The sequence below is a fragment of the Dryocola baronae genome, assembly GCF_051297175.1.
Classification (GTDB): domain Bacteria; phylum Pseudomonadota; class Gammaproteobacteria; order Enterobacterales; family Enterobacteriaceae; genus Dryocola.
Genome location: NZ_JBINNY010000001.1, coordinates 504725 through 519355 on the forward strand (window position 1 = coordinate 504725; position 14631 = coordinate 519355).

At 52.8% G+C, this 14631-nt stretch carries 20 protein-coding genes; 13 read left to right on the forward strand and 7 right to left on the reverse strand.

The window, feature by feature from the left end; genetic code table 11:
- Positions 1-7 precede the first annotated feature (7 nt).
- Positions 8-283, reverse strand: a complete 276-nt coding sequence (locus ACSPHG_RS02335) for a YdgH/BhsA/McbA family protein (RefSeq protein ID WP_435951877.1) — start codon at positions 281-283, stop codon at positions 8-10.
- Positions 284-442: 159 nt separating this feature from the next.
- A complete protein-coding gene (bsmA, locus tag ACSPHG_RS02340; protein WP_435951879.1) occupies positions 443-772 on the reverse strand; it encodes a biofilm peroxide resistance protein BsmA in 330 nt (109 codons plus the stop codon).
- A 193-nt stretch (positions 773-965) separates the two neighbouring features.
- On the opposite strand from bsmA, the gene yjfP reads away from it, so the two are divergent.
- Complete coding sequence (gene yjfP / locus ACSPHG_RS02345) at positions 966-1709, forward strand: esterase (protein WP_435951881.1); 744 nt, start codon at positions 966-968, stop codon at positions 1707-1709.
- Here yjfP and ulaR read toward each other — a convergent pair.
- The gene (ulaR, locus tag ACSPHG_RS02350; RefSeq protein ID WP_435951882.1) at positions 1706-2461 is read right to left on the reverse strand and encodes an HTH-type transcriptional regulator UlaR; all 756 of its coding nucleotides are present in this window, start codon (positions 2459-2461) and stop codon (positions 1706-1708) included. The two genes, yjfP and ulaR, sit on opposite strands and share 4 nt — an antisense overlap.
- Positions 2462-2561: 100 nt before the next feature.
- Entirely contained in the window at positions 2562-3626 is a 1065-nt protein-coding gene (ulaG, locus tag ACSPHG_RS02355; protein WP_435951883.1) for an L-ascorbate 6-phosphate lactonase, read from the reverse strand.
- 376 nt (positions 3627-4002) lie between these two features.
- Here ulaG and ulaA point away from each other — a divergent pair, with 376 nt between their 5' ends.
- Genes ulaA through ACSPHG_RS02385 form a run of 6 tightly spaced genes read left to right on the forward strand, consistent with a single transcriptional unit; the run spans position 4003 to position 8411 of the window.
- The gene (ulaA, locus tag ACSPHG_RS02360) at positions 4003-5400 is read left to right on the forward strand and encodes a PTS ascorbate transporter subunit IIC (RefSeq protein ID WP_435951884.1); all 1398 of its coding nucleotides are present in this window, start codon (positions 4003-4005) and stop codon (positions 5398-5400) included.
- A 12-nt stretch (positions 5401-5412) separates the two neighbouring features.
- Positions 5413-5721 carry a PTS ascorbate transporter subunit IIB gene (ulaB, locus tag ACSPHG_RS02365; protein WP_435951886.1) on the forward strand — a complete coding sequence of 103 codons (309 nt, stop codon included), beginning with the start codon at positions 5413-5415 and terminating at the stop codon, positions 5719-5721.
- Positions 5722-5731: 10 nt separating this feature from the next.
- Positions 5732-6196 carry a PTS ascorbate transporter subunit IIA gene (gene ulaC / locus ACSPHG_RS02370; RefSeq protein WP_435951888.1) on the forward strand — a complete coding sequence of 155 codons (465 nt, stop codon included), beginning with the start codon at positions 5732-5734 and terminating at the stop codon, positions 6194-6196.
- Between the two features lie 9 nt (positions 6197-6205).
- Entirely contained in the window at positions 6206-6862 is a 657-nt protein-coding gene (locus tag ACSPHG_RS02375; protein ID WP_435951890.1) for a 3-keto-L-gulonate-6-phosphate decarboxylase UlaD, read from the forward strand.
- Positions 6863-6871: 9 nt separating this feature from the next.
- Complete coding sequence (locus ACSPHG_RS02380; protein WP_435951891.1) at positions 6872-7738, forward strand: L-ribulose-5-phosphate 3-epimerase; 867 nt, start codon at positions 6872-6874, stop codon at positions 7736-7738.
- Complete coding sequence (locus tag ACSPHG_RS02385; RefSeq protein WP_435951893.1) at positions 7725-8411, forward strand: L-ribulose-5-phosphate 4-epimerase; 687 nt, start codon at positions 7725-7727, stop codon at positions 8409-8411. The genes ACSPHG_RS02380 and ACSPHG_RS02385 overlap by 14 nt, the downstream gene beginning before the upstream one ends.
- 120 nt (positions 8412-8531) lie before the next feature.
- Here the strand turns inward: ACSPHG_RS02385 and yjfY are convergent, their stop codons facing one another.
- Complete coding sequence (gene yjfY, locus ACSPHG_RS02390; RefSeq protein WP_435951894.1) at positions 8532-8807, reverse strand: DUF1471 family protein YjfY; 276 nt, start codon at positions 8805-8807, stop codon at positions 8532-8534.
- A gap of 353 nt (positions 8808-9160) precedes the next feature.
- Here yjfY and rpsF point away from each other — a divergent pair, with 353 nt between their 5' ends.
- The 4 genes from rpsF to rplI are packed head-to-tail and all read left to right on the forward strand — an operon-like array spanning position 9161 to position 10606.
- Positions 9161-9556, forward strand: coding sequence for a 30S ribosomal protein S6 (gene rpsF, locus ACSPHG_RS02395; protein ID WP_121266840.1), 396 nt, complete (start codon positions 9161-9163; stop codon positions 9554-9556).
- A 6-nt stretch (positions 9557-9562) separates the two neighbouring features.
- Positions 9563-9880 carry a primosomal replication protein N gene (priB, locus tag ACSPHG_RS02400; protein WP_435951895.1) on the forward strand — a complete coding sequence of 106 codons (318 nt, stop codon included), beginning with the start codon at positions 9563-9565 and terminating at the stop codon, positions 9878-9880.
- Between the two features lie 4 nt (positions 9881-9884).
- Complete coding sequence (gene rpsR / locus ACSPHG_RS02405; RefSeq protein WP_000135199.1) at positions 9885-10112, forward strand: 30S ribosomal protein S18; 228 nt, start codon at positions 9885-9887, stop codon at positions 10110-10112.
- A 41-nt stretch (positions 10113-10153) separates the two neighbouring features.
- Positions 10154-10606, forward strand: coding sequence for a 50S ribosomal protein L9 (gene rplI, locus ACSPHG_RS02410; RefSeq protein WP_435951896.1), 453 nt, complete (start codon positions 10154-10156; stop codon positions 10604-10606).
- A gap of 84 nt (positions 10607-10690) precedes the next feature.
- On the opposite strand, the gene ACSPHG_RS02415 is transcribed toward rplI, so the two are convergent.
- Complete coding sequence (locus tag ACSPHG_RS02415) at positions 10691-11290, reverse strand: OapA family protein (RefSeq protein ID WP_435951897.1); 600 nt, start codon at positions 11288-11290, stop codon at positions 10691-10693.
- Between the two features lie 238 nt (positions 11291-11528).
- On the opposite strand from ACSPHG_RS02415, the gene bamJ reads away from it, so the two are divergent.
- Together bamJ and cycA are read left to right on the forward strand one after the other, a co-directional pair.
- Positions 11529-12149: a BamJ family beta-barrel-assembly machinery protein gene (gene bamJ, locus ACSPHG_RS02420; RefSeq protein WP_435951898.1), complete on the forward strand. Its 621-nt coding sequence runs from the start codon at positions 11529-11531 to the stop codon at positions 12147-12149.
- A 290-nt stretch (positions 12150-12439) separates the two neighbouring features.
- A complete protein-coding gene (gene cycA / locus ACSPHG_RS02425) occupies positions 12440-13852 on the forward strand; it encodes a D-serine/D-alanine/glycine transporter (protein ID WP_435951899.1) in 1413 nt (470 codons plus the stop codon).
- A 71-nt stretch (positions 13853-13923) separates the two neighbouring features.
- On the opposite strand, the gene ytfE is transcribed toward cycA, so the two are convergent.
- A complete protein-coding gene (ytfE, locus tag ACSPHG_RS02430) occupies positions 13924-14586 on the reverse strand; it encodes an iron-sulfur cluster repair protein YtfE (protein ID WP_435951900.1) in 663 nt (220 codons plus the stop codon).
- Between the last annotated feature and the right edge of the window lie 45 nt (positions 14587-14631).

The window sequence follows — 14631 nt, forward strand, 5'->3', positions numbered from 1 at the left end:
ACACAAATCACGCGTACAAAATAGCCTGCGCACGCCAGCTGTCAGCCTGAGGATTTTCCTGCATTTGGATGATGCGGTAATAGGACGCACCTTGTTCATCCGCCTTGAGGGCAATCATTTTTTCAACGTCCTGTACGCTACCGGCAATGCCATTGACGGAAATCAAGCCAATTTCATTCAACCCGGTAACGCGGTCTGCAGCGACATCTTCCGCCGATTGCGCGGCGGTGGTAATCAGCCCCACGGACAACAGTAATGAGGTTAAGGCAAGAGATCGTTTCATTGTCAGCTCCTTTTAAAACCAACCCCGGTCAACAGCAGGGCATTCCTTCGCTTAACTGAACCTCATCCATGCTCCTGAGGCGTGAGGTCCATTGTGCATAAGAAACAATAAAACGCCGAAAAGCTGTGTAAATATCAATAAATAAGCAGCATCAGGATCTCATTTTCGGTACAAAATCGCTTGGGCATACCATTGACCAGCAATCACCGTTTCGTCGTTAAGAACGATGAGATAATAGTCAGCCTTCGCTGCGGCAGCTTTTGCTTTAATCGTGGCCTCCGAATCCATCGGAGAACCGCGTTCCATCGCGCTTACCGTGCCAATCTTTGTCAGCCCCTGCGTTTGCGAGCGCTGAATTTCCTGCGGATGGTCGGCAACCGGCGGTGCAGGTTGCGGCGTTCCGTGCAGGACGCTACAGGCGCTGAGCACCATCGTCAGTAGCAGGGCAGAGAGCAAGCGCATGATGTTTTCTCGTTTCTTAATAGCCATAGTGTAGTTCCGGGTTAATTCTGTGAAGAGGGAAGGTTCCCGTTCTGTTACCTTCGCCGCGCTTTTGAATGACTTTCGAATGAAAATCGTCGGTTAGATCTCACCGTTACAATAATCCATTCGCGTGATTTTCTTGCTCCCTGCGACACCTTGCCTTACAACAGTGAATGACAGCGAATCGGGGGAAAGGGCAATGATCGAAATTTATACCGAACAACTTGCAGGAATCGACGTTTTACATGCTATTCCTGCCGGGCAGAAACACACCGCCTTGCCTACCGTTTTCTTTTACCACGGCTTTACCTCTTCAAAACTGGTTTACAGCTATTTTGCCGTTGCCCTGGCGCAGGCTGGAATGCGGGTTGTGATGCCGGACGCCCTGGGTCACGGCGCTCGTTTCGATGGCGATGAAGAATCACGACTGCGCCAGTTCTGGCCCATCCTAAAAACAAGTATTGATGAATTTCCGCTGCTGCAACAGGCGCTCAGGGATCGTGGTTTAGTCGATGATGGAAAACTTGCCGTGGGCGGGGCGTCAATGGGGGGCATGACGGCGTTGGGCATTATGGCGCGGCACCCGGAAGTGCGCTGCGTTGCCTGTCTGATGGGGTCTGGCTATTTCGCGACGCTTGCCAGGACGCTCTTCCCGCCGGATGAAACGCAGCTTGCAGCTACGCTCGCCATGCTTGCTGAATATGATGTCAGCAATCGGCTTGCACGCCTTGCGGACCGCCCGCTACTGCTGTGGCACGGTGAAGAAGATGATGTGGTTCCCGCCATTGAAACCTGGCGCTTGCAGCAGGCGCTTATCCAGCAGGGGCTGGACAAGCAGCTTACCTGCCTGTGGGAGCACGGTGTAAAGCACCGTATAACCCCGACCGCGCTGGACGCCACCGCGCAGTTCTTCGCGCAGCATCTCCACGTACAAAAGAACTAAACCAAAATGACCTGCACGCCCTGATCCTGAAGTTTTTTCACTACTTCAGGGTCTGCCTGATTACCGGTAATCACCAAATCAATTTGTTCGGCACGGCTGAAAAGCATGCCCGCGCGCTGGCCGACTTTACTGCTATCCACCAGCACGGCCAGCTTGCCGACCACGCCCAGCATCTTCTGCTCCGCCATCGCCGTTAGCATATCCGTTTTGTACAGCCCTTCCGCCGTCAGGCCCTTGCCGCTGGTAAACATCCAGTGGCCCGCGTACAGCGAGGTTTCGTTATCCTGTGGGCCTAAGGTGATGGCGTGGCTCTTGTTGTACTGCCCGCCCATGATCACCACGCTCTCATGTTCCTGATCGATAAGATAATTTGCCAGCGGCAGGTAGTTGGTAATGATCTGCACGGGCTTGCCGCAAATTTGCTGCCCCAACAAAAAGGCGGTTGAGCCGCAGTTAATGACTACGCTTTCCCCCGCGCCAACCAGTTGAGATGCGGCGCTCGCGATGCGGCTTTTCTCATCGTGATTCTGCGCCAGGTGAATATTCATCGGCGTCCAGCGTGGACGCTGCTGGCTGATGGCTTCAGCGCCGTTACGGACCTTCTTCAGCCTGCCGCTTTCATCCAGCTTATTAATGTCGCGCCGTGCGGTGGCAGGTGAGATCGCGAGGCGTTCCATCACCTGCTCGACCGTAACAAACCCCGTTTGCTGCAGCAGTTCGAGCAGGATCTGGTGACGTTGTGCTTCAGTCATGCGTATTCCCGATGAGAGATGATTTTTAAAGATGATATTTGAAAAAGTTTGAAATACCTATGCATAAACGAAAAAAGCCGGGCGTTTGCCCGGCTTAGTATTAAAGGAATGACTTGAACGGCAAATCGGGTTCGATTGTAAAGCAGTCATCGAAACCACGCGGATAATGGTATTCAAACTGGTCTTTATCGAGCGGCCAGGTGAATTTGCCGCCTACCTGCCAGATGAAAGGTTTGAAGCCATATTTCAGACGATCTTTTTTCATCTCCCACAGCACGCGGATCTCCTGCGGATCGGCCTGGAAGTTTGACCAGATATCGTGGTGGAACGGGATCACTACTTTAGTATTCAGGGATTCAGCCATGCGCAGGATATCCGCGCTGGTCATTTTGTCCGTGATACCACGCGGGTTCTCGCCGTAGGAGCCTAGCGCTACATCAATCTGATGCTCGTTGCCGTGTTTAGCGTAGTAGTTGGAGTAATGGGAATCGCCGCTGTGGTAAAGGTTACCGCCAGGCGTTTTAAAGAGGTAGTTCACCGCACGTTCGTCCATGCCGTCTGGCAGCACGCCCGCGGCTTTTTCTTCGGCAGGTAAGGTGATTAAGGCTGTGCGGTCGAATGCGTCAAGCGCATGAATTTCTATGTCTTTTACCTTCACGACGTCACCCGGTTTTACCACGATGCAACGCTCGCGCGGAACGCCCCAACCAACCCAAATATCAACACAGGTTTGTGGCCCGATAAACGGAACGTCAGAAGCGCAGTTTTGCATTACTGCCGCAGCCACATTCACGTCAATGTGATCGTTGTGATCGTGCGTGGCAAGAATCGCATCAACGTTACGAATCGCGAAAGGATCGAGAACAAACGGCGTGGTGCGCAGATTCGGCTGGAGTTTCTTCACGCCCGCCATGCGCTGCATTTGGTGGCCTGCCTTCATGAAGGGGTTGCCATGGCTTTGCTTGCCGGTTCCGCACCAGAAATCGACGCAGATGTTTGCTTCACCTTGAGATTTCAACCAGATACCCGTGCAACCCAGCCACCACATGGCAAAAGTGCCGGGTGCAACAACTTCCTGCTCAATCTCCTCATTCAGCCAACTGCCCCATTCCGGGAAGGTGCTCAGTATCCAGGATTCACGGGTAATGGTTTCTACTTTGCTCATCTGCTATCTCCTCGATATACGTTTTAAATCAAAATAAATCATAATGTGATTTCTTGTGATTGATATTGGCATCAAAAATCAGCGTTGAGAAGCAGTTTTTGTGTGTGCCAAGTCGTCTTTTGAGGATGTAGAGGGAAGTATAACGGAAGGTTTTCATGAGGAATAACTTAATATATGTATGAAATATATCAATTAAATTTCGTTTATTGACCTTTATCTAATTCCACAATGTATACATGGAAAATATTTTGCGGGACATCTCACAAATAATCACATGCAATCTTGTTGTGATTACTTTTGATTAATAGAGTGGGGGCGAACATTACTTCCGCCTGTTCTGACTAGAGCAGGGAGCGACTACCCTACGGAGAGCTTTATGGAGATCCTCTACAACGTCTTTACCATCTTTTTTAATCAGGTAATGACTAACGCCCCGCTGCTGTTGGGGATAGTCACCTGTCTTGGCTACATTTTATTGCGTAAAAGTGTCAGCGTGATTATCAAAGGCACCATTAAAACCATCATTGGCTTTATGTTGCTGCAGGCAGGTTCGGGGATATTAACCAGCACGTTTAAACCCGTTGTGGCGAAAATGTCCGAGGTTTACGGCATTAACGGCGCGATCTCAGATACCTACGCTTCGATGATGGCCACTATCGAAAGAATGGGGGATGCCTATAGCTGGGTGGGGTACGCCGTTCTACTGGCTCTGGCGCTGAATATTACCTATGTGCTGCTAAGAAGAATTACCGGTATTCGCACCATCATGCTAACCGGGCATATCATGTTCCAGCAGGCGGGGCTTATCGCCGTCTTCTTCTACATTCTTGGCTACCCAATGTGGACCACCATTATCTGCACCGCCGTGCTGGTCTCACTGTATTGGGGCATCACCTCGAACATGATGTTCAAGCCGACCCAGGAAGTGACGGAAAATAGCGGTTTCTCCATCGGCCACCAGCAGCAGTTTGCCTCCTGGATTGCCTATAAAGTCGCGCCATACCTCGGTAAAAAAGAAGAGAGCGTCGAAGACCTCAATCTGCCGGGCTGGCTCAATATCTTCCACGACAACATCGTTTCTACCGCCATTGTGATGACCCTGTTCTTTGGCGTCATTCTCTGTTCGTTCGGCATCGACATCATGCAGGCGATGGCTGGGAAAACACACTGGACAATCTACATCCTGCAAACCGGCTTCCAGTTTGCGGTAGCGATTTTCATCATCGTGCAGGGCGTGAGGATGTTCGTCGCGGAACTCTCCGAAGCGTTTAACGGTATTTCGCAGCGTTTGATCCCTGGCGCGGTACTCGCCATCGACTGTGCGGCTATCTATAGCTTTGCACCAAACGCCGTGGTGTGGGGCTTTATCTGGGGCACCATCGGGCAGCTTATCGCGGTGGGCGTTCTTATCGCCATGGGCTCATCCATCATGATCATCCCAGGCTTCATTCCTATGTTCTTCTCTAACGCCACAATCGGCGTGTTTGCCAACCACTTTGGCGGCTGGCGCGCGGCGCTCAAGATCTGCCTGGCGATGGGCATGATTGAAATCTTCGGCTGCGTATGGGCGGTGAAACTCACCGGGCTGAGCGCCTGGATGGGCATGGCCGACTGGTCGATTCTGGCACCGCCGTTAATGCAGGGCCTGACCTTCGGGCTGTGGTTTATGGGCGTCGTTATCGTTATCGCACTGATTTACATGTTCTTCGCCGGGCGTACGTTGCGCCAGGAAGAGGACGCCGAAAAACATCTGACAGAAACCTCCGTCAACTAAAGGAATTGAATTATGACCGTACGCATTCTTGCTGTCTGTGGTTGTGGCCAGGGCAGCTCCATGATTATGAAGATGAAAGTGGATCAATTTCTCACCCAGCAGGGCGTTAAGCACAGCGTTAACAGCTGCGCCGTAGGGGAATACAAAAGCGAGTTGGGCGGTGCCGACATCATTATCGCCTCCATCCACGTCGCCAGCGAAATCACGGTTTCTGGAAACAAATATGTGGTGGGCGTGCGCAACATGCTTTCCGCCGCGGATTTCGGCCCCAAGCTGATGGAAGTTATCCAAGCGCATTTCCCTCAGGACCTGCAGCAGTAAGGAGGAGTAGATGAAATTACGTGACTCGCTGGCGCAAAATCACTCGATTCGCCTGCAGGCTGAAGCGGCGACATGGCAAGAAGCCGTGAAGATTGGCGTCGATCTGCTGGTGGATGCCGATGTTGTCGAGCCTCGCTACTACCAGGCCATTCTTGATGGTGTAGCACAGTTCGGACCCTATTTTGTTATCGCGCCAAGCCTCGCCATGCCTCATGGCCGCCCGGAAGAAGGGGTGAAAAGCACCGGTTTTGCGCTGGTCACACTTAAAACCCCGCTGGTCTTTAACCATGAGGATAACGACCCGGTAGATATCCTCATCACGCTTGCCGCAGTCGATGCCAACACCCATCAGGAAGTGGGCATCATGCAGATCGTCAATCTGTTTGAAGACGAAGCTAATTTCGATCGCTTACGCGCCTGCCGTTCCGAGCAGGAAGTGCTGGATTTAATCGACCGCGCCACGGCTGCGGCTTAAGGAGTATTTATGTCTCATTCATTACCTATGCTTCAAGTTGCCCTGGATAACCAGACGCTTTCCGATGCTTACCACACCACGCGCCTGATCGCGGAAGAGGTCGATATTATCGAAGTTGGCACTATTCTTTGCGTTGGCGAAGGCGTGCGGGCGGTACGCGATCTCAAGGCGCTGTACCCACATAAGATCGTTCTGGCAGATGCCAAAATTGCCGATGCCGGGAAAATCCTTTCACGTATGTGTTTTGAAGCCAACGCTGACTGGGTAACCGTTATCTGCTGCGCTGATATCAACACCGCTAAAGGCGCGCTGGAAGTTGCTCACGAATTCAACGGCGATGTGCAAATCGAACTTACCGGCTTCTGGACATGGGAGCAGGCTGAAGAGTGGCGCGCGGCAGGCATTCAGCAGGTGGTTTATCACCGCAGCCGTGATGCACAGGCGGCGGGCGTTGCCTGGAGCGAAGCGGATATCACCGCCATTAAACGTCTTTCCGACATGGGCTTCAAAGTCACCGTAACCGGTGGCCTGGCCCTGGAAGACCTGCCGCTGTTTAAAGGCATTCCAATTCACGTGTTTATCGCCGGACGCAGCATTCGTGATGCCGCAGACCCCGTCGAGGCGGCTCGCCAGTTTAAACGTTCCATCGCCCAGCTTTGGGGATAAGGAGCGCACATGTTGCATAAACAGGTTCCGCTTGGCATCTATGAAAAGGCGCTCCCTACCGGCGAGTGCTGGCAGGAAAAACTGTCCCTTGCCGCAAAGCTTGAGTTCGATTTCGTCGAAATGTCGGTAGATGAAACGGACACCCGTCTGGCTCGCCTCGACTGGAGCCGCGAACAGCGTCTGACGCTGGTTCAGGCCGTCGCGGAAACAGGCGTACGCGTGCAATCCATGTGTCTGAGCGCGCACCGTCGCTACCCGTTAGGCAGTGAAGACGATGCTGTGCGTAATCAGGGGCTGGAGATTATGCGCAAAGCCATTGAGTTCGCGCAGGATGTGGGCATCCGCGTCATTCAGCTGGCTGGTTATGACGTCTATTACCAGCAGGCCAATGACGAAACACGTCGGCGCTTTCGCGAAGGGTTAACCGAAGCGGTGGAAATGGCAAGCCGTGCGCAGGTTACGCTGGCTATGGAAATCATGGACTATCCGCTGATGAATTCAATCAGCAAGGCGATGGGCTACGCTCACTACCTAAATAACCCATGGTTCCAGCTCTATCCCGATATCGGTAACCTCTCGGCATGGGATAACGACGTGCAGATGGAGCTACAGGCGGGCAGCGGGCATATCGTCGCCGTGCATGTGAAAGATACCCGCCCGGGGGTGTTTAAAAATGTGCCGTTTGGCTCAGGCATCGTCGAATTTGAACGCTGCTTTGCCACGCTGAAGCAAAGCGGCTACCGCGGGCCTTATCTCATTGAGATGTGGAGCGAAACGGCGGAAGACCCGGTTGCTGAAGTGACCAAAGCCCGTGACTGGGTTTTGGCCCGCATGGCAACGGCTGGGCTGCTGGAGGAAAGTTATGCAGAAGCTTAAGCAGCAGGTATTTGAAGCTAATATGGCGCTGCCGCGCCATGGGCTTGTGACCTTCACCTGGGGCAACGTGAGCGCCATTGACAGGGAGCGTGGGTGCGTCGTGATTAAACCAAGCGGCGTGGCTTACGAAGAGATGTCCGCCGAGGATATGGTCGTAGTAAATCTGGAGGGCGAGGTGATTGCGGGGCAATACCGCCCCTCTTCAGACACCGCGACGCATTTAGCGCTGTATAAACGCTATCCGGCGCTCGGCGGCGTTGTTCATACCCACTCCACTCACGCAACGGCTTGGGCGCAGGCAGGGTTAGGCATTCCAGCGCTCGGCACGACGCATGCGGACTATTTTTTTGGCGATATTCCCTGCACGCGCGCGCTGACCAGCGAAGAGGTGCAGGGGGAATATGAGCTAAACACCGGTAAAGTCATTATCGAAACGCTGGGTGAAACCAATCCGCTTCACACGCCGGGTATCGTGGTCTATCAACACGGGCCGTTTGCATGGGGAAAGGACGCTCAGGATGCGGTGCATAATGCGGTCGTCATGGAAGAAGTTGCGCGAATGGCATGGATAGCTCGTGGCATTAACCCACAGCTTAAGCCAATCGACGGCTATTTGATGAATAAGCACTTCCAGCGTAAGCACGGCCCCGACGCGTACTACGGCCAGCGGTGATTAAGAGATGTGACGGGTAAAAAAAGCCCCCTTTCGGGGGCAAGTATAACGTTGGCTTTCTATGTCGTATGACATTGTCGTTGTGGCATTCCTGGTGTTAACGCTTGGACTGTGATGCTACTATCTGTAAATATCTGCACTGACGCGCATGTTGCCGTTACTACCGGGTTCTCTCATTAATATAGTGTGGTAGTACTTTGCTCCATGCTGATCCGCATCTTCGTTTATTGCCAGCTCGGCCTCATGCTCGGTGGCGAAATTATGGTTGATGTAAATAACCCCAAGGCTTTGTACATCATCCATATTTCTGGCGATTTTGCTGTCGATCTTGATCGCTGCCGTCGCATTTGCGCAGAGCAATAATGCAGCGACAAAGACATAAGCGATGGTTTTCATAATGCGCTCCACTACAACGGTGAATCAGTGGTCGTCGCTCCTGTTAATGATTAGTGGCGGCCTATGACATTAAGTGTAAACCGATAGCTTTGAATAAAAAGTGACCATTTCTGATGGTCTTCTTCAAAAATTTTAAGTAACTCACAGTAACTTTATAGATTTCACTGCCTTAGCAGGTTGTATATTTCTCATCCACCCCACAAAAGAATTAATTTGCGCCCAGCCTTGAGTTTATGGGGCCCCGCTTGTATTATGGCGCGTCAAATTTTCGGCCGCACACAAACACGTTCCTTGCCTCCATGGGCCGCGGCTGACCCTATCAGGAGGCTGAATAATCCGTAAGGAGCAATTCGATGCGTCATTACGAAATCGTTTTTATGGTCCATCCTGACCAGAGCGAACAGGTTCCGGGTATGATCGAACGTTACACTGGTGCAATCACTGCAGCAGAAGGTACGATCCACCGTCTGGAAGACTGGGGCCGCCGTCAGCTGGCTTACCCAATCAACAAACTGCACAAAGCTCACTACGTTCTGCTGAACGTTGAAGCTCCGCAGGAAGTGATTGATGAGCTGGAAACTAACTTCCGCTTCAACGACGCCGTTATCCGCAGCATGGTTATGCGCGTTAAGCACGCGGTTACCGAAGCATCTCCAATGGTTAAAGCGAAAGACGAACGCCGTGAGCGTCGTGATGATTTCGCTAGCGAAACCGCTGACGATGCAGATGCTGGGGATTCTGAAGAGTAATTTCTGATGTCGGCAAACCGCCTGGTGTTATTTGGCACAGTGTGCAAGATGCCCCTTCGCAAGGTCAGCCCGTCAGGAATTCCTCACTGCCAGTTCGTGCTTGAGCATCGTTCTGTGCAGGAGGAGGCCGGTTTTAACCGGCAGGCATGGTGCAGAATGCCAGTTATTATTAGCGGGCATGCACATCAGGCCATTACTCACAGTATAACGGTCGGCACGGTACTTACGGTTCAAGGTTTCATCTCTTGCCATCAGGCAAAAAATGGGCTGAACAAAGTGGTATTGCATGCCGAGCAGATTGAATTGATAGATTCTGGAGACTAGCCATATGGCACGTTATTTCCGTCGTCGCAAGTTCTGCCGTTTCACCGCGGAAGGCGTTCAAGAGATTGACTATAAAGACATCGCTACGCTGAAAAACTACATCACCGAAAGCGGTAAGATTGTCCCAAGCCGTATCACCGGTACCCGTGCAAAATACCAGCGTCAGCTGGCTCGCGCTATCAAACGCGCTCGCTACCTGTCCCTGCTGCCGTACACTGATCGTCATCAGTAATCGGGCACGGTCCATTAATACGACTTTGAGAGGATAAGGTAATGCAAGTTATTCTGCTTGATAAAGTAGCAAACCTGGGTAGCCTGGGTGATCAGGTTAACGTTAAAGCGGGTTATGCTCGTAACTTCCTGGTACCACAGGGTAAAGCTGTTCCTGCTACCAAGAAAAACGTTGAATACTTCGAAGCACGCCGTGCAGAACTGGAAGCTAAACTGTCCGACGTTCTGGCTGCTGCTGAAGCTCGCGCTGCGAAGATCAACGCACTGGAAACCGTTACTATCGCGTCTAAAGCAGGCGACGAAGGTAAACTGTTCGGTTCCATCGGTACTCGCGACATCGCTGATGCTGTAACTGCAGCTGGCGTTGACGTGGCTAAGAGCGAAGTTCGTTTACCGAACGGCGTTCTGCGTACCACTGGTGAGCACGAAGTGGACTTCCAGGTTCACAGCGAAGTGTTCGCTAAACTGATTGTAAACGTTGTTGCTGAAGCGTAATTCACGCTAACGTAACCGTTACAGCAGATGTTAAAACGCCGGCCATGTGCCGGCGTTTTGCTTTTCCAACTATCCCATCTTTTTTTAACGAGCGCGCAGGAAGCTGCCATCCGGTTGACGGGTGAAGAGGATCTGCTGGTCGTTGCCGATATCAATCGTAAGTCCCGTCACCACACCATTCGCGTTCTGGCGAATTTGCACCATTTGCCCGGTCTGTAAGTTACTCAGCGGCTTGTTGTCGCCTTCAACCTGCGCCATGGAATAGACGTCGGCGGGCGGAAGATTATTATCGCGGAAGAGTTGCGCCATGGTTTGGCCTGACGCCACGCGGTAAGAGCGCCATTGCCCCTCAATATCGTTATTTTCATGAGGTACCGGAGCCTGGCTTTGCGGCTGCTCTTCAACCTGTGCCGGTTCGACGGGCGCGGTCTGCGCGGTGTTTGTCGGCGGGTTTACCAGTTCGGCATGCATCGGTGACTGTGATTCAATAGAAAGCTGGGCATCGCGCGTGACGGGGCGAGTCGTCGCGTCTTCGGTTGGCCACAGAAACCCCACCACCATGATCAGAGCGGCGATAATAATGCCGCGACGGTGCATCACAGGCAGCGGATCCATCAGCCGGAAATGTTCAGGTGCGTGCCATATCCGCGCAAGCATAGGTTTAACAGCGAATCGCATCGGCAACCCTCCTCATATTCACATAATGTGCAATGTACATTTCCCAACTCCATTATAGAACGCTAACTGTTTGATGCTCTAAGCAATCCCACTTTACGTGATGCCCAGCCGTAATTTAGCGCGCAGTCGTTCCATTGTTCCCGTTTCATTCGCATTTGTCATCATCATGGCTTTTGCATTTTACCCGGCCAGGCGACGCTGATATGCTTCCGGCTGGCTTTTAAACACCTCATAGGAAATATTCATGACAACCCCTTCTTTAGACAGCGTCGAAGCGCAAGCAAGTTACGGTATTGGTTTACAGGTTGGTCAACAGCTGAGTGAATCTGGTTTGCAGGGTCTGCTGCCAGAAGCGCTGGTTGCGGGTCTGCGTGATGCGCTGGAAGGGAATGCTCCGGCAGTTCCGGTTGATGTTGTTCATCGTGCGCTGCGCGAAGTTCATGAACGTGCCGATGCGGTGCGTCAGGCTCGTCAGGCTGAAATGGTGGTAGAAGGCCAGAAATATCTGGAAGAAAACATCAAGAAAGAAGGCGTGAAGAGCACCGAAACCGGCCTGCAGTTCCGCGTTCTGACCCAGGGCACCGGCCCAATTCCTTCCCGTAAGGATCATGTTCGCGTGCACTACACCGGCAAGCTTATCGACGGCAGCGTTTTCGACAGCTCCGTAAAGCGCGGCGAACCGGCCGAGTTCCCGGTCAACGGCGTAATTGCTGGCTGGATTGAAGCACTGACTCTGATGCCGGTAGGCTCTAAGTGGGAACTGACTATCCCTCACAACCTGGCCTACGGCGAGCGCGGCGCTGGCGCGTCCATCCCGCCGCTGAGCACGCTGGTCTTCGAAGTGGAATTGCTGGAAATTCTGTAAGCAGTCAGAAAATCCCCGCTTCGGCGGGGTTTTCGTTTGGTCATTAACAAAAATGCGTGATTTAATCTTGCATATACCCACGTTCCGGGTATTTTTGTGAGGCATGTCGCGTTGATAGAGTGATATCGCACTCAAATTAAACAAAATATTAACAATAACGTTTCTTGCAGGTATTCATCCCACCGATTCTTACCTACTATCGATGTGCTTTGTTCAAGCAGCATCACATCAAACATAACGTTTAAAGGCCAGCAGAGCCTAAACACAACAGACAGTTACAGGAATAAAACATGGTAGATCAGGTCAAAGTCACAGACGAAGCCGAGGCGCCGTCTGAGCAGTCGCTACGGCGTAATTTAACAAACCGGCATATTCAGCTTATTGCCATCGGGGGCGCTATCGGAACCGGCCTGTTTATGGGATCGGGTAAAACGATAAGCCTTGCCGGGCCGTCGATCATCTTCGTGTATATGATCATCGGCTTTATGCTTTTCTTCGTGATGCGCGCCATGGGCGAGCTGCTGCTTTCCAACCTCGAATATAAGTCGTTCAGCGATTTTGCCGCAGACCTCTTAGGCCCGTGGGCGGGATATTTCACCGGCTGGACCTATTGGTTCTGCTGGGTGGTGACCGGCATGGCGGACGTGGTGGCAATAACCGCCTACGCGCAGTTCTGGTTCCCCGGCCTGTCTGACTGGGTCGCATCGCTTGCCGTGATAGTGCTTTTACTGAGTCTGAACCTGGCAACCGTGAAGATGTTCGGCGAAATGGAGTTCTGGTTTGCGATGATCAAAATCGTCGCCATCGTCGGGCTTATCGTCATCGGTCTGGTCATGATACTGACCCACTTCCATTCGCCGACGGGGGTTGAGGCCTCTTTCACCAACCTGTGGAATGACGGCGGCTGGTTCCCGAAAGGGCTGAGCGGTTTCTTTGCGGGCTTCCAGATTGCCGTGTTCGCCTTTGTGGGCGTTGAGCTGGTGGGCACTACCGCCGCAGAAACTAAAGATCCGGAAAAATCGCTGCCGCGTGCGATTAACTCCATTCCTGTGCGCATCATCATGTTCTACGTGTTCGCGCTGATCGTGATTATGTCGGTCACCCCGTGGCGTTCCGTCGTGCCGGACAAGAGCCCGTTCGTTGAGCTGTTCGTGCTGGTCGGCCTGCCTGCCGCAGCGAGCATCATCAACTTCGTGGTGCTGACCTCCGCAGCCTCGTCCGCCAACAGCGGCGTGTTCTCCACCAGCCGCATGCTATTCGGGCTGGCGCAGGACGGCGTTGCGCCAAAAGCCTTTGCCAAACTCTCTAAGCGCGCCGTACCGGCCAAAGGGCTGACGTTCTCCTGCATGTGCCTGCTGGGCGGCGTGGTAATGCTTTACGTCAATCCAAACGTGATTGCGGCCTTCACCATGATCACCACGGTATCGGCGATTCTGTTTATGTTCGTCTGGACGATTATTCTTTGCTCGTACCTGGTGTACCGCAAACAGCGCCCGCAGCTGCATCAGAAGTCGATCTACAAGATGCCGCTTGGCAAGTTCATGTGCTGGGTCTGCATGGCGTTCTTCGTATTTGTGCTGGTATTGCTGACGCTGGAACAAGATACCCGCCAGGCGCTGATCGTCACGCCGCTGTGGTTTATCGTACTGGGTCTGGGCTGGATGTTTATCGGCAAGAAACGCCTGGCTAATACAGGTAAGTAGGGCGGGTAAGCATCGCGCCATCCGCCAGTTTTCTAAGTGGGAAGCCCAGGGCTTCCCACTTTATTGAAGCGTTACTCCCCGGCCAAAGCCCGTGGGAACAGCACGTTGTTTTCCAGGCTAATGTGATTCATCAGATCGTCAATCAGCTCGTTAATCCCGTTATACATCGCCTTCCAGGTGGTGCAGGCTTCCGGCGGCGGCGTCACGTTGTTGGTCGTGTGCTTGATGACCTCCAGCAGTTCCCCCGCATCGTCATGCTCGCTTTCCATCACGCTAATCGGCCCCATCGCCTGTGAGCCCATGCCCTGTTTGATCATCGGGAAGAGGATTTGTTCTTCCTTCATCATGTGGCTGCTCAGCTCCTGATTGAGCATGGTCAGATACTTCGCCAGACCCTTCGGCACGTTCGGTTTGTCCGCGTGCACGCGCTCGACCTTGGTGGCCTGCAGGATAAGCTCCGGCAGTTGCTCCCGGTGGCGGTCGTGGTAGCGCACGATAATATGGTCGATGATTTCGGCAAGCGCCGCCGTGCGCCATTCCTTCTCTACCGGCTCTTCGGCCAACGCCGCCAGCTCGGCCTCAATCGCGTCGAGGTCTAACGCTTTGCGAGTTGCAGCGCGCTCAAGCGTCTGTTTACCCCCGCAGCAGAAATCCAGATCCAGTTTACGGAACAGCGCGGAAGCGCGTGGAATGGTTAAAGCCAGTTCACCTAAAGGTTGGTCGCGGAAGGCCATGGGCTACTACCTCATCGTTAATAATATAAGATGCATATTAAATGC